General features: G+C 70.1%; 23 protein-coding genes, 1 tRNA gene and 1 pseudogene. 10 read left to right on the top strand and 15 right to left on the bottom strand.

Annotated elements, in window-relative coordinates; genetic code table 11:
• Nucleotides 1-52 precede the first annotated feature (52 nt).
• The 8 genes and pseudogenes from JWP54_RS04260 (at nucleotide 53) to JWP54_RS04225 (ending at nucleotide 4,119) form a co-directional block, all read left to right on the top strand.
• Nucleotides 53-1,327: an ABC transporter substrate-binding protein gene (locus JWP54_RS04260; RefSeq protein ID WP_367274181.1), complete on the top strand. Its 1,275-nt coding sequence runs from the start codon at nucleotides 53-55 to the stop codon at nucleotides 1,325-1,327.
• Complete coding sequence (locus JWP54_RS04255) at nucleotides 1,311-1,592, top strand: hypothetical protein (RefSeq protein ID WP_297367726.1); 282 nt, start codon at nucleotides 1,311-1,313, stop codon at nucleotides 1,590-1,592. The genes JWP54_RS04260 and JWP54_RS04255 overlap by 17 nt, the downstream gene beginning before the upstream one ends.
• The gene (locus JWP54_RS04250) at nucleotides 1,565-2,074 is read left to right on the top strand and encodes an iron ABC transporter permease (protein WP_297367724.1); all 510 of its coding nucleotides are present in this window, start codon (nucleotides 1,565-1,567) and stop codon (nucleotides 2,072-2,074) included. Before JWP54_RS04255 ends, JWP54_RS04250 begins: the two co-directional genes overlap by 28 nt.
• A gap of 44 nt (nucleotides 2,075-2,118) precedes the next feature.
• Entirely contained in the window at nucleotides 2,119-2,850 is a 732-nt protein-coding gene (locus tag JWP54_RS04245; RefSeq protein ID WP_297367721.1) for a hypothetical protein, read from the top strand.
• Nucleotides 2,793-3,011, top strand: a complete 219-nt coding sequence (locus tag JWP54_RS04240) for a hypothetical protein (RefSeq protein WP_297367718.1) — start codon at nucleotides 2,793-2,795, stop codon at nucleotides 3,009-3,011. The genes JWP54_RS04245 and JWP54_RS04240 overlap by 58 nt, the downstream gene beginning before the upstream one ends.
• Nucleotides 3,012-3,028: 17 nt before the next feature.
• A pseudogene (locus JWP54_RS04235) lies at nucleotides 3,029-3,439 on the top strand (ATP-binding cassette domain-containing protein); the annotation flags it as partial.
• A 64-nt stretch (nucleotides 3,440-3,503) separates the two neighbouring features.
• Complete coding sequence (locus JWP54_RS04230; protein ID WP_297367936.1) at nucleotides 3,504-3,707, top strand: hypothetical protein; 204 nt, start codon at nucleotides 3,504-3,506, stop codon at nucleotides 3,705-3,707.
• Nucleotides 3,708-3,849: 142 nt separating this feature from the next.
• Nucleotides 3,850-4,119, top strand: coding sequence for a hypothetical protein (locus JWP54_RS04225; protein WP_297367934.1), 270 nt, complete (start codon nucleotides 3,850-3,852; stop codon nucleotides 4,117-4,119).
• A gap of 58 nt (nucleotides 4,120-4,177) precedes the next feature.
• On the opposite strand, the gene JWP54_RS04220 is transcribed toward JWP54_RS04225, so the two are convergent.
• The 7 genes from JWP54_RS04220 to topA form a co-directional block, all read right to left on the bottom strand.
• A complete protein-coding gene (locus JWP54_RS04220) occupies nucleotides 4,178-4,663 on the bottom strand; it encodes an aminoacyl-tRNA deacylase (protein WP_297367715.1) in 486 nt (161 codons plus the stop codon).
• A gap of 262 nt (nucleotides 4,664-4,925) precedes the next feature.
• Nucleotides 4,926-4,998, bottom strand: a tRNA-Thr gene (locus JWP54_RS04215).
• A 55-nt stretch (nucleotides 4,999-5,053) separates the two neighbouring features.
• Entirely contained in the window at nucleotides 5,054-5,692 is a 639-nt protein-coding gene (locus tag JWP54_RS04210) for a TetR/AcrR family transcriptional regulator (RefSeq protein ID WP_297367712.1), read from the bottom strand.
• A gap of 3 nt (nucleotides 5,693-5,695) precedes the next feature.
• On the bottom strand, nucleotides 5,696-7,228 hold the full coding sequence (locus JWP54_RS04205; protein ID WP_297367709.1) for an alpha/beta hydrolase: 1,533 nt from the start codon (nucleotides 7,226-7,228) through the stop codon (nucleotides 5,696-5,698).
• A 46-nt stretch (nucleotides 7,229-7,274) separates the two neighbouring features.
• On the bottom strand, nucleotides 7,275-8,576 hold the full coding sequence (locus JWP54_RS04200) for a DNA polymerase III subunit delta' (RefSeq protein WP_297367706.1): 1,302 nt from the start codon (nucleotides 8,574-8,576) through the stop codon (nucleotides 7,275-7,277).
• Between the two features lie 433 nt (nucleotides 8,577-9,009).
• Nucleotides 9,010-9,630 (bottom strand): dTMP kinase, encoded by a 621-nt coding sequence (gene tmk / locus JWP54_RS04195; RefSeq protein WP_297367924.1) that lies wholly within the window; start codon nucleotides 9,628-9,630, stop codon nucleotides 9,010-9,012.
• Nucleotides 9,631-9,638: 8 nt separating this feature from the next.
• Nucleotides 9,639-12,653 (bottom strand): type I DNA topoisomerase, encoded by a 3,015-nt coding sequence (topA, locus tag JWP54_RS04190; protein ID WP_297367703.1) that lies wholly within the window; start codon nucleotides 12,651-12,653, stop codon nucleotides 9,639-9,641.
• A gap of 262 nt (nucleotides 12,654-12,915) precedes the next feature.
• Here topA and JWP54_RS04185 point away from each other — a divergent pair, with 262 nt between their 5' ends.
• Nucleotides 12,916-13,173, top strand: a complete 258-nt coding sequence (locus JWP54_RS04185; protein WP_297367700.1) for a hypothetical protein — start codon at nucleotides 12,916-12,918, stop codon at nucleotides 13,171-13,173.
• A gap of 156 nt (nucleotides 13,174-13,329) precedes the next feature.
• On the opposite strand, the gene JWP54_RS04180 is transcribed toward JWP54_RS04185, so the two are convergent.
• From JWP54_RS04180 to JWP54_RS04170, 3 genes are read right to left on the bottom strand one after another with little or no spacing between them, the layout of a single operon-like run.
• Complete coding sequence (locus tag JWP54_RS04180) at nucleotides 13,330-13,704, bottom strand: Rv3654c family TadE-like protein (RefSeq protein ID WP_297367698.1); 375 nt, start codon at nucleotides 13,702-13,704, stop codon at nucleotides 13,330-13,332.
• Nucleotides 13,701-14,063 (bottom strand): TadE family type IV pilus minor pilin, encoded by a 363-nt coding sequence (locus tag JWP54_RS04175; RefSeq protein WP_297367695.1) that lies wholly within the window; start codon nucleotides 14,061-14,063, stop codon nucleotides 13,701-13,703. Before JWP54_RS04175 ends, JWP54_RS04180 begins: the two co-directional genes overlap by 4 nt.
• 4 nt (nucleotides 14,064-14,067) lie before the next feature.
• Complete coding sequence (locus JWP54_RS04170; protein ID WP_297367692.1) at nucleotides 14,068-14,424, bottom strand: DUF4244 domain-containing protein; 357 nt, start codon at nucleotides 14,422-14,424, stop codon at nucleotides 14,068-14,070.
• A gap of 164 nt (nucleotides 14,425-14,588) precedes the next feature.
• Here JWP54_RS04170 and JWP54_RS04165 point away from each other — a divergent pair, with 164 nt between their 5' ends.
• Complete coding sequence (locus JWP54_RS04165; RefSeq protein WP_297367689.1) at nucleotides 14,589-15,008, top strand: DUF2255 family protein; 420 nt, start codon at nucleotides 14,589-14,591, stop codon at nucleotides 15,006-15,008.
• 121 nt (nucleotides 15,009-15,129) lie between these two features.
• On the opposite strand, the gene JWP54_RS04160 is transcribed toward JWP54_RS04165, so the two are convergent.
• Genes JWP54_RS04160 through JWP54_RS04140 form a run of 5 tightly spaced genes read right to left on the bottom strand, consistent with a single transcriptional unit; the run spans nucleotide 15,130 to nucleotide 21,545 of the window.
• Nucleotides 15,130-16,335 (bottom strand): PLP-dependent aminotransferase family protein, encoded by a 1,206-nt coding sequence (locus JWP54_RS04160; RefSeq protein ID WP_297367686.1) that lies wholly within the window; start codon nucleotides 16,333-16,335, stop codon nucleotides 15,130-15,132.
• Between the two features lie 14 nt (nucleotides 16,336-16,349).
• Nucleotides 16,350-18,071, bottom strand: coding sequence for an ABC transporter ATP-binding protein (locus tag JWP54_RS04155; protein WP_297367683.1), 1,722 nt, complete (start codon nucleotides 18,069-18,071; stop codon nucleotides 16,350-16,352).
• The gene (locus tag JWP54_RS04150) at nucleotides 18,068-18,919 is read right to left on the bottom strand and encodes an ABC transporter permease (RefSeq protein ID WP_297367680.1); all 852 of its coding nucleotides are present in this window, start codon (nucleotides 18,917-18,919) and stop codon (nucleotides 18,068-18,070) included. The genes JWP54_RS04155 and JWP54_RS04150 overlap by 4 nt, the downstream gene beginning before the upstream one ends.
• Entirely contained in the window at nucleotides 18,916-19,899 is a 984-nt protein-coding gene (locus JWP54_RS04145) for an ABC transporter permease (protein WP_297367677.1), read from the bottom strand. The genes JWP54_RS04150 and JWP54_RS04145 overlap by 4 nt, the downstream gene beginning before the upstream one ends.
• Nucleotides 19,896-21,545 carry an ABC transporter substrate-binding protein gene (locus JWP54_RS04140; protein ID WP_297367674.1) on the bottom strand — a complete coding sequence of 550 codons (1,650 nt, stop codon included), beginning with the start codon at nucleotides 21,543-21,545 and terminating at the stop codon, nucleotides 19,896-19,898. Before JWP54_RS04140 ends, JWP54_RS04145 begins: the two co-directional genes overlap by 4 nt.
• Nucleotides 21,546-21,547: the final 2 nt, after the last annotated feature.

Here is a 21,547-nt window from a genome sequence, read left to right as displayed (position 1 = left end):
CCTCCAAGGCTCCGACGCCCGGCTGATCCTCGCCGGCCATTACCACCACCCGATGAACTCCCTCTTCCACGGCATCCCCGTGGCCGTGGGCCCCTCGCTCGCCTACCACCAGGTCATGAACGCCGGGCCAGCCACCGTCAGCGGGCACGACTTCGCAATGTTCTCCCTCGTGCAGCTCACCGCCGATCAGCTCAGCTGCGCCCCGGTCAGCCTGCAGGCGGTGCATCCCCTCTTGTCTAGGTCCGTTTCCCACCCTCACCAGCATCACAACTCGATAAGGAACCCCATGTCACGCTCCACTCAGGTCGCCGGCGTCGCCACTCTCGTGGTCCTCGGGCTCACCCTGGCCGGCTACTCCACCGCAGAGGCCACCGCCGAGACCAGCCCGGAAGCTTCCGCGACGGCCGCGCTCGAGGCGGCCACCATCACCCTGTACACCTCCGAGCCGCAGGAGAAGATCGACGCGATCATCGCCGACTGCAACGAGACCCAGCCCGACGTCACGGTCGAGGTGTTCCGCGCCGGCACCGGCGACCTCACCGCCCGCATCGAAGCCGAACGCACCACCGGCAACGTGCAGGCCGACATCCTCCTCGCCGCCGACTCCGGCACCTTCGAGACCTACAAGGCCGACGACCTGCTGCTGGCCTACAGCCCCGCCGACGTCGAGTCGCTCAACCAGGACGTTGTGGACCCCGACGGCTTCTCCGTGGGCACCCGCATCATCCCCACCGCCATCGCCTACAACACCACCGCCATCGACAACCCGCCCACCTCCTGGGCTGACCTCACCGACCCCGGGTACGCCGGCAAGATCACCATGCCCAACCCGGATGTCTCGGGTGCGGCCGCGTACAACGCCGCCGTCTGGCTGCACAACGCCGACCTCGGCGACGAGTGGCTCGTCGACCTGGCCGCGAACAAGCCGGTCATCGCCGACAGCAACGGACCGGTTTCCCAGGCCGTCGCATCCGGCACCCAGCCGGTCGGCGTGGTCGTGGACTACCTGGTGCGCGAGCTCAAGGCCGCCGGCTCGCCCATCGACGTGGCCTACCCCACGGAGGGCGTGCCCTACGTCTCCCAGCCGGTCGGCATCTTCGCCAGCACCGACGAGCAGGCCGCCTCCGAGGCGTTCGTGGACTACCTGGTCAGCGCCGCGGGCCAGGAACGGGCCGTCGAGCAGTCCTACCTGCCGGTGCGGAACGACGTCGGCGCCCCCGAGGGCGCCCCGGCCATGGACGAGATCGAGACCCTCACCCCCGACCTCGACGTGATCAACGACACCAAGGCCGCTGCTGTCGCGCGGTTCAATGAGCTCTTCCAGTAGAGCAACGGGCACGGGCCCGGTCGTCCTCGACCGGGCCCGTGCCCGCTTACCCCTCAATACTCCGCGAGCGGATGCGCGGCGCACCGTCGCCGGCATCGACCTGCTCCGGCTGGCTCTCTGGCTGATCTCTGCCGCCGTGGTGCTCGTGCCTCTCGGCGCCATCGTGGTGCTCGCCTTTTCGGCCAACCACCTGCCGCTGCTGCTCAGCGGGGACATCCTGCAGGCCGGACTGACAGCTTGGTCTCCGCCAGCGTCTCTGGCCTGATCGCCGTCGTCGTGGGCACCCTGCTCGCGCTGCTGCTGGACCGCACGGACCTGCGCGGCCGCAAGGCGCTGCGCCTGTTCGCACCCACGCCGCTGCTGGTGCCGCCGTTCGTAGGCGCGATCGCCTGGATCGGGATCGCCGGCCCCACCGGGCCGGTCAACGTGGCGTGGACCGAATGGTTCGGTGGCTCGCTGTGGAACATCTACGGCGGCGACGGCGTGATCGTGCTGCTGGCCATCCACTCGTACCCGATCGCGTACATGATCGTCTCCGCCGCACTCCGCCGCATTCCCACCGACTTGGAACAGGCCGCCCGCATCGCCGGCGCCTCCGCTTCCCGAGCCGTCCGCGCCATCACCCTGCCGCTGCTTAGACCTGCGATGCTGTCGGCGTTCACCCTCATCGCGGTGGGTAACCTGGCCGACTTCGGCATCCCCTCGATCATCGGCCTGCCGAACGCTACGTCACCCTGTCGCAGCTGATCTACCGCTACATCCAGTCGGGCACCGTTCAGTCGCCGCTCGAGGTGATCTCCACCATCGGGGTGGTGCTGCTGATCGTGGCGGCGCTGGCGATGGTGGTGGACCTGCTGGTCTCCCGGTCGCGCTTCGAACTGGACGGTTCGGCATCCGCGGTGCAGCTGCTGCCGCTGGGCGGAGCCCGGCTACCACTCACCATGGCCGCCTGGCTCGCCGTGCTCGCCATCACTCTGCTGCCGCTGCTCGCACTGCTCAGCCAGGCGCTCCTGCCGGCGCCAGGGGGGCCGCTGACCTGGGCAAACCTGACCATAGGCAACATCGTGCGGGCCACCAGCGCACCGGCCCCCCGCACCGGCGCGCTCAGCTCGGTGATGCTGTCGGTGCTGGCCGGTGTGATCTGCGCGGTGCTCGGCCTGGCCATCGGCACCGTCGTCACGCGCACGACCGCCCGGTCGAACACCGCTTTGAAGACCGTCGCGATGCTGCCGCAGGCCATTCCGGGCTTGGTCATCGCGGTGGGCTGGTTGATCATCGCCCCGCGGATCGGCCTGTTCAATACGCCCTGGCTGATCCGGTGCGCCTACGTGATGGCGTTCGTGGCGATCGTGGTGCAGTCGGTGTCCGGGCCGCTGACGGCCACCCCGATGACCGCCGAGGAGGCGCCCGCATCTCCGGCGCGAGCCGGCTGCGCGCCCTATTCGACATCTCCTGGCGGATGGCGGTGCCCGCCGCGGTGGCCGGCGGCGTGCTCGTGGTGCTCACCGCGGTGCGGGAGCTGACAATCTCGGTGTTGCTGCTCGCGCCCGGCGCGCAGACCCTGGGCGTGAACATCTTCAGCCTGCAACAGGCCGGCGCGTACAACGCGGCACCGGCGCCCTCGCTTCTCATCACCCTGGTGGGGCTGGCCGGCCTCGGCCTGGCCGCCCGCCGGTCGAACTAACGGGAAAGGACCCCGCTATGCCGTCAGTCACCCTCACCGATGTGGGCCTCGTCTACCCGAACGGCACGATCGGCCTGGAGGGCAACGACCTCGCCATTGCCGACGGCGAGTTCATCGCGCTGGTGGGGCCATCCGGGTCGGGCAAAACCACCCTGCTACGTGCCATCGCCGGCTTCCTTCCCCCCACCAGCGGGTCCATCCGACTCGATGACACCCTCGTCGCCGACCGCAGCACGCTGGTCGCGCCGGAGAAGCGGGGCCTGGGCATGGTGTCCCAGCAGCACGCGGTCTGGCCGCACTGGAGCGTCGAACGCAACATCGCCTACCCGCTGGTTCTGGCGAAGGTGGCCCGCGCCGAGCGCGCTGCGCGGGTCGCCGAGGTGATGCAGCTGGTCGGCCTGACCGGGTTCGGGAAGCGCAACCCGGCCACCCTCTCGGGCGGGCAACGCCAGCGGGTGGCGCTGGCCCGCGCGATCGTGGGCCGCCCCCCGGGTGCTGCTGCTCGACGAGGCGCTGTCCGCGCTGGACGAACCGTTGCGCGACAGCCTGCGGCTGGAGTTGCAGTCGCTCACCCGAAAGATCGGGCTCACCGTGGTGCACGTCACTCACGACCGGGAGGAGGCCCTCGCCCTGGCCGACCGGATCGTAGTGCTCGACGGCGGCCGCATTACCAGGTGGGCAGCCCGGTGGAACTAGTCACCCGGCCGGTGACCGCGCAGGTGGCCCGGTTCCTCTCTGACGCCACCCTGTTCCCGGGCAGCCGCAGCGCGGGCGGGTTCGCCGCCGACGGGCATCCTGTGTGGTGGCTGGCGCGCTGCTGGAACCCGGCGGTGCAGCGATGGGCCCAGGCACCCTGGCGGTGCTGCCGGAAGACATCACCCTGGAACCGGGCACCGGTGCGGCGTCGGAGGCCGTGGTGACGTCGTCGCTCTATGGTCGGGCCAGCAACGATGTGGTGGTGCACTGGCAGGGTATCTCGGTGCGCTGCCGGGTGCCCGGCCGCCGGTATCTGGTGGGCGAACGGGTGGTCGTGGGTATCAGCCGCGCCATGTCCTATGAGGCGGATGCCGCAATTCGGCCGGCCCTGCAGGCCGCGTCGGTCCGGTAACCCGCTCACCGTCTGACCGACCAACTGTTGCCCGTGCGGGCACAGTAGTGACGAGGCGCTACCGGCGGGGCTTGAGCTCGTCGGTGATGTCGGCGACGGTCGCGCGGTACGCCGCGATCAGGGCGTCCGCGTCGACGAACGCGGAGTAGCCGTGCTCGCCGGCGCCCATCGCGACCCGGGTGCCGCGCATCCGCTCGTCGGCGTACACCGGCCAGTCGCTCGTGCTGCCCAGCGGCGTGATGGTGCCGCGGGAGTAGCCCGTCGCGGAGAGCGCGAGGTCTTCGTGCGGCAGCGAGAGCTTGTTCACGCCCACCAGCGCGCGCAACTTCGCCCAGCTGATCTGCCGGTCGCCGGGCACCAGTACGAAGATGTAGTCACCGTCGTGCCGCTTCACCACGAGGGACTTTACGATGCCGCTGGGCTCAAGGCCCAACAGCCGGGCGGCACTCTCGAGACTGTCGGCCGCGGGCCGCTCGACGATGTCGATCTCCAGTCCGCGCGCCCGCGCATCCGTCTGAACCCGTTCGCGCCCTGTGTCAGCCATACCCGAGTCAACCACGCGCGTCGTCCGCATATTTCGCGACCCCGCGGATGCTCATGGCGGGTGAAAAGTCTCGTGGCACGGGAAAATGCTCACGGCGTGGGTTAATGCGCCAGATATCGCGTGCTGCGAGCACTATTACCCGCCGCCAGCATTTCCACGCGCCGCGGGCCACACCGCGGGCGCGCGGGCGTGTCGGAGCGCGCACTGTTCAACAAGAAAAGGACCGGGGCCGAGGGGGCCGCCGATCCGGGTGAGATGAGAGGGCCGCCTATCAGAATCGAACTGATGACCTATTCATTACGAGTGAATCGCTCTACCAACTGAGCTAAGGCGGCGTGAGACCGGATGTCCTCCCTGACGGGAAGTCGCTCGGTGACACAGCATCCAAGCTTAGTCGGTCGGGGAGGTCACGGTGTACAGCTCACGGAACGATTTGGCCACCCAGGCCGACAAGGGGCTGCAGTCGTCGGCCTCCGCCCAGCACCGCCAGGCGTGCCGGGTGGCGGCCATGGCCACCAGGGTGAACAGCAGCGCCCGCTGCGAGAGAACCTGCGGGTTCACGGCGAGACGGGGATCATCGGCCGCGAACCGGCGCTCCACGATGGCCTGCAGGCCCGCTTCGAAATCGCGCAGGGTCGCCATCCGCATGGTGAACAGGTGGCTGTTGTCCTTCATCAGGGCGCGGCGCAGCTCGTGGATCTCCCGGTCGCCGTCGGTGTTCTGCAGGCTGAGCCCGATCAGGGTGGCCAGGTCGACCAGCACGTCGCCGTCCGGGCCGCCGGCGATGAACCGTTGGATGTCGCTCTCGCAGGCCAGCTCCAGTTCGTCGCCGACCAGGGCGGAGTCCTTGGAGGCGAAGTAGTTGAAGAAGGTGCGCGGCGAGATCTCGGCGAACCGGCTGATCTCCTCGACCGTGACCTTGTCGATCCCCCGCTGCGCGCACAGCGTCAGCACGGCCCGCTGGATCTCCCGGCGTGTGGCCAGGCGCTTGCGCTCGCGCAGGCCCAGCTCGTCAGATGGCGCGGCCATGGGTCAGCACATCGGATCGGCCGTGGGCACGGTGCCGTCGATCAGGTAGTCGTCGACGGCATCGTTCACACAGGAGTTCGACTTGTTGTACGCGGTGTGGCCTTCGCCCTCGTAGGTGACCAGCTGGCCGCTGTCGAGCTGCTTCGCCAGGCTCTGAGCCCACACGTACGGGGTGGCGGGATCGTTGGTCGTTCCGACGACGAGGATGGGTGCAGCGCCGGCGGCGTGGATCTCCTCACGCTCCCCGGTGAAGGCGTACGGCCAGTTGGCGCAGGAGATGTCCCCGTAGGCCATGTAGGTGCCGATGGTGGGTGCGAGCGCTTCGATCTCGGCGGCCTGGGCGCGCATGGCGGCCGGGTCGTCGTCATAGGCGTAGTCGACGCAGTTGATCGCCATGAACGCCTCGGTGGAGTTGTCGGCGTAGGTGCCGGTGGCGTTGCGGCCGTTGTAGGCGTCGGCGAACTGCATGGCGCCATCCGCACTGCCCTGCAGGACGGTGTCGAACATGTCACTGAGGTACTGCCAGGCGGTGGCCTGGTAGAGCGGGTAAATGATCGCGGTCAGCAGCGCGTTCGCGCCCAGCTGCCGGCCGTCACTGGCAGTGATCGGGTTCGCGTCGACGGAGTCGAGCAACGCCCGGATGGTGGCCATGGCGTCGTCGACGGTGCCGTCGAAGGGACAGTCCGTGCCGGCCAGGCAATCGGTGAGGTAGGCGCGGAGGGCGCTCTCGAAACCCTGCGCCTGGGTGGCGGTGACCTCGAAGTTGCTCGTCGCGGGGTCGAGCGCACCGTCGAGCACGAGCCGGCCGACCTTGTCGGGGTACAGCTCCGCGTAGGTGGCGCCGAGGAAGGTGCCGTAGGAGAAGCCCAGGTAGTTCAGCTGCGCGTCGCCGAGCACGGCGCGGAGCAGGTCGAGGTCGCGGGCGGCGCTCTCGGTGTCGACCTCGCCCAGCAGGGCACCGGTCTTGTCGGCGCAGGCCTCGGCGAAGCCGGCGGAACTGGCCTCCTGCTCGGCGATCCACGCGTCGGTTCCGCGGTCGGCCGTGGTGAGCCCGTAGAGGTAGTCGTCCATCTCGGCAGGGTCGTAGCAGGACACCGGGCTGGACCGGCCGACGCCGCGGGGGTCGAACCCGACGATGTCGAAGCGTTTCTGCAGGGCGGCATCCGTGGCGTAGTCGACGGAGTCCTTGACAAAGTCGTAGCCGGACCCGCCGGGGCCGCCGGGGTTCACGAGGAGCGAGCCGATGCGATCCCCGGTGGCGACCTGGCGCACCAGGGCGAGTTCGGCCTCGCCGGCAGCCGGGTCATCCCAGTCCAGCGGCACCGTCGCGGTGCTGCACTGCATGCCGTCGTCGCAGTCGGTCCAGTCCAGCACCTGGCTGTAGAACGGGTCGAGCCCGGACTCCACGTTCTCGCCGGTGGGCGTGGAGGTGGACGGGGCCGCCTCGGGCAGGAACCACGGCACGCAACCGCTGAGTCCGAGCGTCACTGCCACCGCGGCCGCAATGGTCGTGAATACGCGAGAGCGCTTGGTCACTAAGTTCCCTTTCTTCGCGGCAGGCTCTGCCGCACTGTCGATGTTGTCATCGACGGATCATCGAGACCAGCATGGCTTCCAACGCCAGCGCCGGTGCTACGTTCGCTTCGATTCGCTGCCTGGCCAGGGCGATCGCATCCATCGTCGCCACGGTCACCGCGGGGTCGCACGCGGCCGCGGCCTTGTGCAGCTCGGGCAGCAACTCCCGGTTGATGATGGTGGTCTCCCGGCCCAGCTGCACCATCATCACGTCGCGGTACAACGAGGTGAGGTCGACCAGGATCCGGTCGATGCCGTCGCGGAGGCTCCGGGTGGCGCGGCGTTTCTGGTCGTCTTCGAGGTTCTTGATCTGGCCGCGAAGCGCGGGCGGCACCGACTGGCCGGGCTCCACGCCCAGCGAGCGCAGCACCCCTTCGCGCTCGGTGGCGTCGCGTTCGATCGTGATCGCCTTGGCGTCGTCGCCGGCGACGGCGAGCAACCGGGCGGCGGCGTTCACCGCGCTGGAGATGCCGGTCAGGCCCAGCGCCGCGCGCAGGGTCTCCTCGCGGCGGGAGCGGGCTTCGCCGTTGGTGGCGAGGCGCAGCGCCATGCCGATGTGGCTCTGCGCTTCGCGGGCGGCGCGTTCCGCGACGGCCGGGTCGACGCCGGTGCGGCGGATGAGCAGGGCCGCGACGTCCTCGATGCTCGGCACCCGCAGGCGCACGGTGCGCACCCGCGAGCGGATGGTGGGCAGCAGGTCGGCCTCGCTCGGGGCGCAGAGGATCCACACGGTGCGCTCCGGCGGTTCTTCGAGGGCCTTGAGCAGCACGTTGGAGGTGCGCTCGACCATCCGGTCGGCGTCTTCGACGACGACGACCCGGTAGCGGCCTACCGACGGCGAATACTGGGACCGGGCCACGGCTTCCTTGACGGAATCCATCTTGATGATGACGCCCTCGGTGGTGAGCACGGTGAGGTCGGGGTGGGTGCGGGCGTTGACGAGGCGGCCGGTGGACGTGTCGCCCTGGGGCGTCCCGTCGCTGAGCAGCGCGGTCGCGAACGCGAACGCGAGGTTGGAGCGGCCGGAGCCGGGCGGGCCGGTGATCAGCCAGGCGTGCGTCATCGACGTGGAGGTGAGTGCGGAGGTGGTGTCGGCGGGCGTGGAGGTGCTTGCGGAGGTGGTGTCGGCGGGCGTGGAGGTGCTTGCGGCGGGCGTGGCTGCGCCGGCGGCGGCCACTTCGGTCGGGGCGCTCTCTGCGCTGCCGCTGCCGGGGCGCTCCAGAGTGGCGACCGCTCCGGGCCGCTCAGCGGCGGCGCGGAAGATGGCGATCGCGTCTGCTTGACCCGTCAGGTCGTCCCACACTGCCATTGGACAAGGGTACCTGCCGCCGGTGACAGCCGGGTGCGGATGCGGCACCCACCATCTGCCATCCGCCGAGTTGCCAGTTGAGGCCCACTCGATGCTCAGGAACGGGCCCGAACCGGCATCTCGCGGCGGGGGGGTCCTGACGAGATGGGAGCGCGGGAAGGGGGTACTTGGCGCAACTCGCGGATGCAGAACCCCACGAGATGCCGCTCAGCGAGCGTTGTGCGCATGGGAAGAGGCCATTGCCGCATCTCGCGGGAGGGTGCCCGGTGAGATAACAGTTGCGGCCCATTGGATGCGCATCACTCGGCCCGAACTGGCAGCACGCGGAGCGTGTCCCGGCGAGATGCCAGTTCGGGCCCATTGCGGAGCGCTGAAGGGGCCCCAAGTGGCATCTCGCGGATGCGCAGCGGGCGGAGCGGGCGGGGGTCGGAGCTTAGAGCAGGGCGGAGACCCGAGCTCGGATCTGGGCGGCCAGGTCGGCTACCGGGAGGGACGCATCCAGGACCAGGAAGCGGGCCGGCTCGGCGGCGGCGAGGTCGAGGAAGGCGGCGCGGACGCGGGCGTGGAACTCCCCCTTCTCGGCTTCGAGCCGGTCGAAGACCTTGTTCGCGGCGTCGAGACGACCGCGGGCGGCGGTCTCGTCGAGGTCGAGCAACAGGGTCAGGTGCGGCAGCAGCCCTTCGGCCGCCCAGAGGGAGAGGTCGCGCACCTCGGGTCCGCCGAGCACCCGGCCGGCGCCCTGGTAGGCGACGGAGGAGTCGAGGTAGCGGTCCTGGATGACGATCTCGCCGCGGGCCAGCGCCGGGCGCACCTTGGTGGCGATGTGCTGGGCGCGGTCGGCGGCGTACAACAGCGCCTCGGCACGCGGGGAAACCTCGCCGCGGTGGTGCAGCACGATCTGACGGATCTCGACGCCCACCTCGGTGCCGCCGGGCTCCCGGGTGCGCACGACGGTGCGCCCCTGCTCCTGCAGCCACTCCCCCAGCAACTCCGCCTGGGTGCTCTTGCCCGACCCGTCGCCACCCTCCAGGGTGATGAACAGGCCGGGCGCCACGGCATCCGTCACGACTGCGCGGCTGCCTTCGCTGCTGCGGTCGCGGCACGCGTCGCCGCTGCCTTCGCGGCGGTGGCGGCCTTCTGCTCCGGCGTGCGCTCGGCGCGCACACCCGGGGTGGCCGTGGAGGTGCCGGTCTTCTTGGCCGGAGCCCGCTTCGCAGCGGTCTTCGTGGTGGCGCCGGCCTTCTTAGCCGGGGCCTTCTTCGCGGCCGGTTTCTTGGCGGGAGCCTTCTTGGCCGGGGCCTTCTTGGCGGCGCCACGCTTGACGACCGGGCCCTTGGCCCGCTTGTCGGCGAGCAGCTGCACGGCGCGCTCGTAGTCGACCTCCTCGACACTCTCGGCCTTGGGGATCGTGGCGTTGGTGATGCCATCCGTCACGTAGGCGCCGAACCGGCCGTCCTTGATCTTGATGGCCTTGCCGCTCTCCGGGTCGGGCTCGTCGAAGTCCTTCAGCGCGCTGGAAGCACGGCGGGCGCCGTACTTCGGCTGCGCGTACAGGTCGATGGCGCCGGCCAGGTCGATCTCGAAGATCTGGTCTTCGCTGGTGAGCGAGCGGGTGTCGACGCCCTTCTTCAGGTACGGGCCGAACTTGCCGTTCTGGGCGAGAATCTCGGTCTGCGTCTCGGGGTCGATGCCCACCACGCGCGGCAGGTTCAGCAGCGCCAGAGCGGTGTCGAGGTCGACCGTGGCGATGTCCATCGATTTGAACAGCGACGCCGTGCGCGGCTTCACCGCGGCGGCTGCCTTCTTGGCCGGGGCCTTGCGCTTGGGCTTGGCACCGGCAACCGCGGCCGGAGCCGCTGCGGCGGTGTCGGCCAGCGTGGTGACCTCACCGGTGAGCGGGTCCACGGTCTCGCCGGGGCCGTCGGTGTCCGCGGGCGGCTCCAGTTCGGTCACGTACGGGCCGAACCGGCCGTCCTTGGCGACGATCTCCTTGCCGTTGTCCGGGTTCACACCGATGACCCGGTCGGTCACGACGGGGGCGTCGACGAGTTCCCGGGCCTTGGCCGGGGTGAGCTCGTCGGGTGCCAGGTCCGGCGGGATGTTGACCCGGCGGGGGGTGACATCCGGGCCGGCTTCGGGGTCGGCGACCTCGAGGTAGGGGCCGTACTTGCCGATGCGCAGGGTGATGTCGTCGACGATGTGGATCGAGTTGATCGACTTCGCGTCGATCTCACCGAGGTTGTCGACCACCTGGCGGAGGCCGCGGTGCTTGTCCGAGCCGAAGTAGAAGCTGGTCAGCCAGTCCACCCGGTCGGCGGTGCCGCCGGCGATGCGGTCGAGGTCGTCTTCCATCTCCGCGGTGAAGTCGTACTCCACCAGGTCGGAGAAGAACTCCTCGAGCAGCCGCACCACCGAGAAGGCGATCCAGTTGGGCACGAGGGCCTGGCCGCGCGGGGTGACATAGCCGCGGTCGGTGATGGTGGAGATGATCGACGCGTACGTGGACGGCCGGCCGATGCCGAGCTCTTCGAGCTTCTTCACCAGGCTGGCCTCGGTGTACCGGGCGGCGGGCGTGGTCTCGTGTCCCTTGGCCTCCACCTCGACGAGAGCCAGCTTCTGGCCCTCCTCCAGCGGCGGCAGCTTCGACTCGGTGGCGTCGGTGGGCGCGTTGCGCTCCTCGTCCTTCGACTCCTCGTAGGCGAGCATGAAGCCGCGGAAGGTGATGACGGTGCCGCTGGCGGCGAACTCGGCGAGCGCCTCGGACGCCGCGGGGTGCGCGGCCTGGCCGGTGGGGCCCGCGGCGATGGTGACGGATGCGGTCGAGCCGGTGGCGTCCGCCATCTGGCTGGCGACGGTGCGCTTCCAGATCAGGTCGTACAGCTTGAAGTCGTTGCCGCGGAGCGTGCTGGCCAGCGACGACGGGGTGCGGAACGTGTCACCGGACGGGCGGATGGCCTCGTGGGCCTCCTGTGCGTTCTTGCTCTTGCCCTTGTACAGACGCGGCTTGTCGGGCACGGTCTCCGCGCCGTACAGCGACGCGGCCTGCTTGCGGGCGGCGCTGATCGCCTGCTGCGACAGCGACGGCGAGTCGGTACGCATATAGGTGATGTAGCCGTTTTCGTACAGCGACTGCGCCACGCTCATGGTCTGCCGGGCGGTGAAGCGCAGCTTGCGGGCCGCCTCCTGCTGCAGCGTCGAGGTGGTGAACGGCGCGGCGGGGCTGCGGCGGTACGGCTTGGAGGCGACTTTGGTGACCGTGATCGGCACGCCGGGCACCTTGAGCGCGTCGGCGAGGGCGAGGGCGGATGCCTCGTCCAGCGTCGCGGCGACGACCTTGGGCTTGAGCTTGCCGGAGTCGTCGAAATCGCTGCCGGTGGCGATGCGTTCACCGCCGAGGCGCACGAGCTTGGCCTGGAAACCGTTGTCGGTCGATGCGCCCGGCGCGAGCTGGGCCAAGAGGTCCCAGTAGCCGGCGGAGACGAACGCGAGGCGTTCGCGTTCCCGGTCGACGACGAGGCGGGTGGCGGCGGACTGCACACGGCCGGCGGAGAGGCCGGGACCGACCTTGCGCCAGAGCACGGGCGAGATCTCGTAGCCGTAGATGCGGTCGAGGATGCGGCGGGTCTCCTGCGCATCCACCAGGGCGGTGTCGAGGTCGCGGGTGTTGTTGGTGGCCGCGATGATCGCGTCCTTGGTGATCTCGTGGAAGACCATCCGCTTGACCGGAACCTTGGGCTGGAGGACCTGCAGCAGGTGCCAGGCAATGGCCTCGCCTTCGCGGTCCTCATCAGTTGCGAGGAGGAGTTCGTCGGCGTTCTTCAGAGCACGCTTGAGGTCGCTGACGGTTTTCTTCTTGGCGTCGGAGACGACGTAGTACGGTTCAAAACCGTTGTCGACGTCGACCGAGAACTTGCCCAGCGGGCCCTTCTTCAGCTCCGGCGGCAGATTCTTGGGCTCGATCAGGTCTCGAATGTGACCGACCGACGACAAAACCTCGTAACCATCGCCCAAATAGGCGGCGATCGACTTCATCTTCGTCGGCGACTCGACAATGACCAGCTTCTTAGTGCCTGGCACCAGACTCCTCTTTATAGGTAACGGTCTGTGTAACGACCAAGCCACACCATACACACAGGAATCGAGTGTGCCCCTATCGAGCCCGCGTGGAAGTGCCCCCGATCACTTCAACGGTAGCGCCAGTTCGGGGCGTCGCAAGGCGTGTCGGCGGGGTGGATCTTCTGTGACCCTGCCCGTTTGCACATGCGGCCGAACACCGTCCGAGGCGGCTCGCTTCGGGATTGGGGGTTGCCTCCTTCGCCCGCAGTCGCACAATAGAGGTATGGGTACACCAGCGCAGGGCACGTACACCGCGAAACTCACGGACGGCCCTCTAGAAGGCAAGACCGTCACCACCGAGTTCCTCGAATCCGGTGATCCGCGCCCGCGGCTCGAGATCCCGGCAGACAAGGGCAAGCGCTACTTGTACGCCCGCAGCGCCGGCCTCGAGTTCGACTCCGTGGAGCACCCCGACAAACCGTCCGCCGTGGACTACCGCTACCTCGAGGCGCTCTTCGACGCTCCCCCGGCCACCAGCTAGCCGGCAGTACCTGCAGGCACGCTCCAGAGCGTTCGGGAGGCGGTAACGCCGTCGTTCAGTTGCGATCGCTGGCGATGACCTCATGACCGCCACTCCTGCTGGCCGTCGCGTTCTGTCCGCCGTTCGGAACCGGCAGCGGGCCGCTTGCGCACGCGGTCAAGGCGCCGGCCCCGCCCGGGCGCTGGACTGGATCGTGAGCAGACCCGCAGTGCGGGACACGGTGACCGTGGCGATCAAGCCGTCGACCGTGCATGCGCCCAGGCGCGCGCCGTTGAGTTCGGCCGCCCGGCCCGCGGTGTCGCACGGCACGCCGGGTTGGAGGCCGGAGGCGGTGTCCGCTGCGGCGAGCGCTGCCGCATCCGCCGCACCCTGCACGGCCTGATTGGCCGGCAGCAGCGCCAGCACCGGGATGAGCACCGCGGTCATTGTGAACACCGCGCCGAGCAGCGCCACGACGAGCACCGAACCTGCGCCGCGGTCCCCCGTCACGGCCCGGCGCGAGCTGGCGACGATACGGCGCGAGCCGATCACGGCCCGGCGCCCTCCAAGTCGCTGGCGAGAGCACAGGAGCGGGCTCCCAGGGAGAGGCCGGCGGCGGCGAACGGGGCGAAGGCGCTCGGCGCGCTGAGCCGGGCGCAGACGAACTCGCCCTGCCGCTCCTCGGCGAGCGAGGTACCGGGACCGGCCGCGGCCAGCAGCCCGGCGGCCGGTCCGGCACTGTCACCGCGGGCGAGCAACCGAGCCACGTCGGCGGCGGCATCCGTGATGCGAACCTGCTGACCCACCACCTGCACGGCGCCCAAGCAACAGGCCAGCACCACGAGGACGGCGGGTAGCGCGGCGGCGAACTCGGCGGTGACACTTCCGCGATCGCCGGCGCCGTGGCGCATCCGGTCAGCCGACGGTGAGTGCACTGCGCACCAGTTCCGTGAGGATGCCGCGCACCTCATCGCCCCGCAGGATCACGATGAGCAGCCCGGCGAACCCCACCGCGGCCATGGTCGCGACGATGTACTCGGCCGTGGCCGCGCCACGGTCGTTCCTCATCCGCAACAGGGCCCGCCGGGAATTGGACCGAACGGTGCGGGTGCGCACGAGGCCGTTGCGCACCCCGGTCCCCGCGCTGGGGCGATGCCGCGACCCGGCGGCATCTGCGGCGGGTCGGGCGTTCCCGGTGGCGGTGGCGGTGTCGGCCTCATCGGCTGAATCGGGCTCGGTCGATGGAGCGGGCGGGCTGGTCAGTGTGGTCATGATGGATCCCCTTTCGCGCACAAGACGCGGTCGAGACGGCTGGAGTGCAGCCAGCCTGTGCCGGCGCCGGCCGGCGCAGAGGCAGCGGCGGCACGTCGGTGCACAGTCGGGGGAAACGGCAGACTGTGGAGGAGAGCAGCACCGTGCAGCGAGGAGGGACGCGGATGAGCGACACCACTCGACCGTGGTCGGCCGGGGAGCTCGACCTCGTCGATCGCGCGCCCGAGCTGCAGATCGCGTCCCGGCGGCCGGATGGCAGCATCCGCCCGTTCGTGACCGTGTGGATGGTGCGGGTCGGCGCCGATGTGTACGTGCGCTCGGGTGCGGGGTACGGCGGGGTGAGCACGTGGCTCCCCCGGGCCAGGGCCGCCCGGGGCGGGATCATTCGCGTCGAGCATCAGGAATGGCCGGCGGTCTTCTCGCACGTCGACCCGATCGATCCCGTGCACGCGGAGATCGACGGGGCCTATGTGCACAAGTACGGCGGCAGCTTCGGTATGACCGACGCGGTCACCCACCAGCACACCCTGCGCATCGTTCCGGCCTCCGCACCACCTCGGTTTGCGCCGCCGAGCAGCACCTGACCTCGTCTCGCCGGGCCGGCACTGAGGCGTGCCTGACCGTGCCCGTCGACCTCACGCGAGCGGCCCTGAGCCGACCTCACGGCGGTGAAGCAACCACACGACCGCGACGACGAGTGGATGCCTAGAGCCCGGTCTGCTTGCGCAGCGCCCGGCCCAGCCGCGCGGCCGCCTCGTCGAGCTGCGCTTCGGGCACGTGCCCGTAGGCCAGTCGCAGGTGCCGGGCGGCATCGGTGCCGGGTCCGGACGGGAAGAACGAGCCGCGCTGGTACTCGATGCCTTCGGCGCTGGCATCCGCGGCGAGCCGGTCGGCGTCGAGAGCATCGTCGGTCAGCCGCGGCCAGAGGAACAGGCCGCCGTCGGGCACGGTCGCGTCGAACGCGCCGGGCGCCTCGCGTTCCAGCGCGGCCACGAGGGTCTCGGCGCGGCCGCGGTACACCCGGCGGGCGCGGCCCAGCGTCGTGTCGAACAGGCCGGGGTCGTGGGTGAGCAGCTCGCCGACGATCGCCTGCACGAGGGTGGAGCTGTGCGAGTCCTGGCGGCTGCGCAGCGCCACGATGTCCGGCGCCAACTGGGCCGGTACCACCACCCAGCCCAGGCGCAGGCCCGGCCCGAGGGTCTTCGTGAAGGTGTTGATGTGGATGACCCGGTCCGACTCGTTGAAGACGCTCGTGCTCTCCGGCCCGCCCTGGTACCAGAGCTCGCGGTACGGGTTGTCGGCGAAGACCGTGAACCCGTAGTGCTCGGCCAGCCGCACCAGCTCGGCGCGGGCCCCGGCCGGCAGGGTGCCTTGGGTCGGGTTGTGGAAGTCGGGCACCGTGTAGAGCGCCGCCGGGTGGGCGCCGGCCCGGAGATGGCCGGCGAGCTGGTCGATGTCGAGGCCGTCGGCGCCGACGCGGATGGGCAGGATCTGCGCGGCGGAGAGCTCGAGGCCGCGGAGGAACAGCGGGAAGACCGGGTTGTCCACCGCGACCAGGTCGCCGCGTTCGAGGACCGTCTGGATCCCCAGCGACAGCCCGTGGAAGCCGCCGTTGGTGATGATGATCCGCTCCACCGGCACTCCCTCCCGCGCCGCGATCCACTCCCGCAGCGGGGAGATGCCTTCGGTGCGCGAGTATTGCAGCGCGGGCACGCCCGGCCGGGCCAGCACCCGGGCCGTCGCATCCGCCAGTTCGAGAGCCGGCAGCAGCTGCGGGTCGGGGATGCCGCCGAGCAGTTCGATGGCGTCGGCGCGGCGGTCGCGCAGGGTGGCGTCGCCGAACCCCTTCGGCGCGGTGAAACCGGTGATGAGGGCGGGGCGCCGGGCGGGCGCGGTGGTGGTGAGGCTCATGAGGGTCGATTCCTTCAGTGGGTGAACAGGGGCTGGGCGGGTTGGCCGAGCGTCGGCCGGCCGGGCGTGCGCTGGCCGAGCGCCGGCCGGGGCAAACCGGTCGGTTGCGGGATGGCGTCGAGCAGGGCCCGGGTATACGGATGTTGCGGCCGGGCGAAGATCTGCTCGACCGCGCCGTCCTCGACCACCCGGCCGCGCTGCAGCACCGAGACGGTGTCGGCGATCTGGCGCACCAGCGCGAGGTCGTGCGAGACCACCAGGTAGGTGAGCCCGAGTTCGCGTTGCAGCCGGGCGAGCAGTTCGAGGATGTCGGCCTGCACGGTCACGTCCAGGGCGCTGGTCGGCTCGTCGAGCACCAGCACGTCGGGCCGGGAGACCAGCGCCCGGGCGATCGCGACGCGTTGCCGTTGGCCGCCGGACAGGTTCGTCGGGCGGCGGGACAGGGCGGATTCGGGCAGGCCCACGGCCGCAATGGCCTCCCGCACCCGTTGAGCGCGGTCGGCCTGTGCGCCGATTCGGAACCGGTCCAGTGGCTCCCGCACGATGCGGCGCACCCGCCAGGTGGGGTCGAGGGAGGTGAACGGGTTCTGGTAGACCAGCTGCAAGTGCCGCCGCAGCGTGCGCAGTTCGGCGCGGGAGGTGCCGTGAACGGTCTCGCCGGCCACCGCGATCTCACCGGAGTCGGGCTGCTCAAGGCCCAGCAGCAACCGCACCGCGGTGGTCTTGCCCGAGCCGGACTCGCCGACGAGCGCGTGCGTCTTGCCGCGGCCCACGGCGAAGGACACCCCGTCGACGGCGGCGATCTCGGTGCCGCCCACCCGGAAGCGCTTGGACACGTTGCGGACCTCGATCTGGGCGCGACCCGACGTCTCGGCCGGTTGCGCCTCCGCCGCCCGCTGGCTGCAGTAGCGATCCGGGTTCAGCGCGGGCACATCCGCCTGCAGGGTGCGGGCGTAGTCGGAGCGCGGGTCGGCGAACACCCGCGCGGACGAGCCGCTCTCGTGCACCACGCCGTCCTTGAGCACCACCAGCGACTCCGTGCGTTCCGCCGCGATCGCGAGGTCGTGGGTGATCAGGAGCAGGCTGATGCCGTGCTCCTGGCGCAGGTCGGTGAGCAGGTCGAGAATGAGCTTCTGGATGGTGACATCGAGAGCGGATGTCGGCTCATCCGCCACGATCAGCGCCGGGCGCGGCAGCACGGTCAGGCCGATCAGCACCCGCTGCAGCATGCCGCCGGAGAGCTGGTGCGGGTAGGAGTTGTAGACCCGCACCGGGTCGGGCAGGCCCACCGTGTCGAACACGGCCAGGATCAGCGCCCGGCGCTTGTCGGCATCCCGCTCGCCGGTGAGGGCGGCGGCCTCGTGCGCCTGGGATCCGATGGTGCGCACCGGGTTCAGCGCCGCGGACGGGTCCTGCGGGATGTAGCCCAGGGTGCGCCCGCGCAGCGGTCGGAACTGCTTCTCGGGCAGGGCGAGCAGGTCCCGGCCGCCCAGGCGGATGCGCCCGGTCACCGACGTCTCGCCGTGCGGCAGCAGGCGCAGCACCGACTTGGCGATGGTGGACTTGCCGGAGCCGGACTCGCCGATCAGCGCGAGGCTCTCGCCCCGGCCCAGCGTGAAGCTCACGTCGTGCACGACGGTGGTGTCGCCGTAGGCGACGGACAGGCCGTCCACGCTGAGCAGGGTCGAGCTGCCGGTCAGAAACGGTTTCAGTGGGTGCGGGGCGATCGCGGTCATTTGGCTTTCCTCATCCAGTTGCTGATGCGGTTCACGGACAGAACGGTGGCGACGATGACAAGCGCCGGCGCGTAGACGAGCCACGGGGCCGTCGCGTAGGCCTTGCCCGAGGCAACCAGGAGGCCCCAGTCCGACGCGGGGGGCGGGTCCCCGTAGCCGAGGAAGGCGAGGGAGGCGATCACCAGGATCGAGGTGCCGAACTGCAACACGGCCAGCGCCACCACGGAGCGGTAGGCGTTGGGCAGCACGTGGCGCAGCAACGCGTGCAGGCGGTTGCCGCCCTGCAGGTAGGACGCCTCCACGAACACGGAGCCGCGCGCCCGGAGGGTCTCGGCCCGCATCAGCCGGGCGAAGACCGCGATCGCGGACACGCCCGTGGCGATCGCGGCGTTGATGGTCTGGAAGCCGAGCGAACTGACGATGACGACGGCGAGCAGGAAACCGGGGATCGCCAGGAGCACGTCGACGACGCGGCCGAGGACCGTGTCGACCCAGCCGCGGAGGAACCCGCTGGCCAAGCCGATGGCGCTGCCGAGCACGAGCCCGATCAGCACCGCGACGAGGGCGCTGGTCACCGACGAGGCGGTGCCGTAGACCACCCGGGCGAACAGGTCCCGGCCGAGGTAGTCGGTGCCGAACCAGTGCGCGGCGCTGGGGGCGAGCAGTTTCTCGGCGGTGTTGCCGGTGACCGGGTCGAACGACGTGAACACTCCCGGCGCGACCGACCAGAGCAGCACGCCGACGAGCACCAGCGCGGCGAGCAGCACGGTGGGCGGCACGCCGGTCGCGGCGCGGCGCACGGCGCGCGGGATGCCGGTGGGGCGGAGGAGGGCCAGGTTCGCGGTCATGCCGGAACCACCACGCCCGGTTCGGTGCGGGCCGCGGCCCGGTCGGGTTGCAGCCGCGGGTCGAGCAGCGGTGACACCAGGTCGGCGGCCAGGTTCACCACGACGAACACCACCGCGGCGAGGGACACCACCGCCTGGAGCACCGGCACGTCCTGGCTGGTGACGGCCTTCTGCACCAGCGTGCCGATGCCGTCCCGGCCGAAGATCGTCTCGGTGATCACGGCGCCGCCGAGCAGTTCCCCGACGATCAACGCCACCATCGCCACGGCGGGCAGCATCGACGGTTTGACCAGGTGCCGGGCGAAGAGTCGGGTTTTCGTCAGCCCGCGCGACCGGGCCACGAGCACGTATTCCTGACGCGACTCGTGGTCGAGATTGGCGATCAGGATCTCCGCCAGCGGCGCCGACACCGGGATGGCCAGGGTGAGCGCCGCGAAGAAGGTCGCGACGGCGCTGTCCGGGTCGATGATGGTGAACGCGTGCAGCCGGAACGCGAACAGTTCGATCAGCACCAGCCCGATCACGAAGTTGGGCACGGAGAGGAACAGCGACGGCACCGAGCGCAGCAGCCCGGGGGCCACCCTGCCCGGCAGGTACTGGGCGCCGTAGGCGATGACGACGGCGAACACGACCGCCAGCAGCAGCGCGGTGCCCGCCAGGGCGAGGGTGGAGGGCAGCGAATCGCCGAGCAGTTGCGCCACCGGCAGGTTGGACTGCAGGGAGAAGCCGAGGTCGCCGGTGACGAACCGGCCCAGGGAGAGGAACAGCTGGATGATCGCCTGCTTGTCGAGCCCGTAGTGGGCGACGATCTGCTGGATCTCGTCCTCGCTGAGCCCGTTCTGCGGGTCCCGCAGGGTGTTGGTGATCGGGTCCCCCGGCAGCACGCTGATGACGAGGAACGTCAGCACGTAGGCCAGCAGGATCACGATGACCGCCTGGGCGGCACGCAGGAGTGCGTACCGCCCATAGCGACCGGTCATTCGGAGAACCACGCGGTGTAGAAGTTCGCGTAGGCCAGTCCGTTGAAGCTCACACCCTGCAGCTTCGGGTTGGTCAGGTAGAGCCGCTGCACGAGCTGCACGGTGGGGATGGAGTAGCCCTGTTCGAGCACGTACTGCTGCAGGTCGTCGGCGAGGACCGCGCGGGACTCCCGGTCGGAGGCGGTGGCGATTCCGGTGGACAGTTCGTTGAGCTTCTCGTCGCTGGTGCCGAGCTTCCACCAGTCCTCCCCGCCGTTCTGGCTGGTCAGCACGCCCGCGACGGTGCCGACGTCGACGAAGCTGCGCGAGGTCTGGAACAGCGGCGGCTTGTCGGCCTGGATGGCGGCGTAACCGGAGACATCCACCACCTTGAGGTTGACCTTGATGCCGATGGTCTTCAGCTGCTGGGCGATCAGCTCGTCCTCGGCCTGGGTGGACGGCACGTACGGATTGGGCGAGAGGGTGAACTCGAGCGTCTGGCCGTCCTTGACGCGGTACCCATCGGCTCCCACCGTCCAGCCGGCGTCATCGAGCAGCTGCTCGGATGCCTCCGGGTCGTAGGCGAGAAGGTCGGAGTAGTCGCCGGTCTCGGGCACGTTGCCCTGCAGGAACGAGGTCGCCGCTGTCCAGTCCTCCGTGTAGACGGTATCGAGGATCTCCTGCCGGTCGATGCCGCTCTGGATGGCCTGGCGCACCGCGACGTCGTTGGTGGGGAAGATGCTGGTGTTCACCTGGAACCCGTCGGTGAAGCCGAGATAGCGCGGGGTGGCGACGCCGAAGCCCTGGGCTTTGAGGGACTCGATCTCCTGCGGCTCGATGTTGAACGCCACATCCGCCTGCCCGGACACGACGGTGGACGTGCGCACCGCGGTGTCCTTGATCACCTTGTAGGTGATCGTGTCGAGGTAGGCGGGGCCGGTGTGGCCGAGCGCCTCCGGGCCCCATTCGTAGTCGGCGCGCTTCTGAAGCACGTAGCTGTCACCCTGTTCCCAGGACTTCACGGTGAACGGGCCGCTGCCGATCTGGTTGGTCAGGTCGGCCTGCTCCTCCAGCGGCAGGGCGAGGGTCTCCGGGGAGAGCAGGATCGTGCCGTGGTAGCCCAGGGTGGGGATGAAGCCCAGCGCCGGGGAGCTGAAGTACACGTGCACGGTGCTGCTGTCGGTGGCCTCGGCCCGGTCGTAGTTGCTGCCGGGGAACAGGCCGACCTTGGGGATGCCCAGGTCGGGGTTGCCCTTGGCCCACAGGTCGAGGTTGGCGACCACGGCGGCGGCGTCGAGCGGGCTGCCGTCGGAGAAGGTCACACCCTCCTTGAGGTTGAGGACGAACTCGGTGGCGCCGTTCAGCTCCTCCCAGCTCTCGGCGATCCAGGGGCTGAGCTCCCCGGCCTCGTCGGCGTAGACGAGCTTGTCGGTGATCTCGCCCCAGAGGTTGCCCTCGTAGCTGGAGATCGAGCTCTTGCTGGAGACCCAGCCGCCGTCGTAGCCCTGGATGAGGAACGTCAGGTCGCCTCCCTCGACGGGTTCGCCGGTGCCGGTGCCGGATGCCGCGGGGGCGGCCGAGCCGGCGCACGCGGCCAGCAGGGCGGTGCTGGCGACGACGACCGCAAGGCCGCGGAGCACCCGCCTGAGCGGGGTGGGGTTCTTCATGA

The sequence above is a fragment of the Cryobacterium sp. genome, assembly GCF_025463825.1.
GTDB lineage: Bacteria > Actinomycetota > Actinomycetes > Actinomycetales > Microbacteriaceae > Cryobacterium.
Note: the sequence above shows the minus strand (reverse complement) of the source record. Positions and strands in the feature narration are given on the sequence as shown.

Bases quoted from the DNA above. Each gene is read 5' to 3' on its own strand.
- JWP54_RS04260 (WP_367274181.1), top strand. From the start codon at position 53: ATGAACTCCCTCTTCCACGGCATCCCCGTGGCCGTGGGCCCCTCGCTC.
- JWP54_RS04255 (WP_297367726.1), top strand. From the start codon at position 1,311: ATGAGCTCTTCCAGTAGAGCAACGGGCACGGGCCCGGTCGTCCTCGAC.
- JWP54_RS04225 (WP_297367934.1), top strand. From the start codon at position 3,850: ATGGGCCCAGGCACCCTGGCGGTGCTGCCGGAAGACATCACCCTGGAA.
- JWP54_RS04220 (WP_297367715.1), bottom strand. From the start codon at position 4,663: ATGGCTGACACAGGGCGCGAACGGGTTCAGACGGATGCGCGGGCGCGC.
- JWP54_RS04210 (WP_297367712.1), bottom strand. From the start codon at position 5,692: ATGGCCGCGCCATCTGACGAGCTGGGCCTGCGCGAGCGCAAGCGCCTG.
- JWP54_RS04200 (WP_297367706.1), bottom strand. From the start codon at position 8,576: ATGGCAGTGTGGGACGACCTGACGGGTCAAGCAGACGCGATCGCCATC.
- JWP54_RS04185 (WP_297367700.1), top strand. From the start codon at position 12,916: ATGGGTACACCAGCGCAGGGCACGTACACCGCGAAACTCACGGACGGC.
- JWP54_RS04175 (WP_297367695.1), bottom strand. From the start codon at position 14,063: ATGCGCCACGGCGCCGGCGATCGCGGAAGTGTCACCGCCGAGTTCGCC.
- JWP54_RS04170 (WP_297367692.1), bottom strand. From the start codon at position 14,424: ATGACCACACTGACCAGCCCGCCCGCTCCATCGACCGAGCCCGATTCA.
- JWP54_RS04165 (WP_297367689.1), top strand. From the start codon at position 14,589: ATGAGCGACACCACTCGACCGTGGTCGGCCGGGGAGCTCGACCTCGTC.
- JWP54_RS04160 (WP_297367686.1), bottom strand. From the start codon at position 16,335: ATGAGCCTCACCACCACCGCGCCCGCCCGGCGCCCCGCCCTCATCACC.
- JWP54_RS04155 (WP_297367683.1), bottom strand. From the start codon at position 18,071: ATGACCGCGATCGCCCCGCACCCACTGAAACCGTTTCTGACCGGCAGC.
- JWP54_RS04150 (WP_297367680.1), bottom strand. From the start codon at position 18,919: ATGACCGCGAACCTGGCCCTCCTCCGCCCCACCGGCATCCCGCGCGCC.
- JWP54_RS04145 (WP_297367677.1), bottom strand. From the start codon at position 19,899: ATGACCGGTCGCTATGGGCGGTACGCACTCCTGCGTGCCGCCCAGGCG.
- JWP54_RS04140 (WP_297367674.1), bottom strand. From the start codon at position 21,545: ATGAAGAACCCCACCCCGCTCAGGCGGGTGCTCCGCGGCCTTGCGGTC.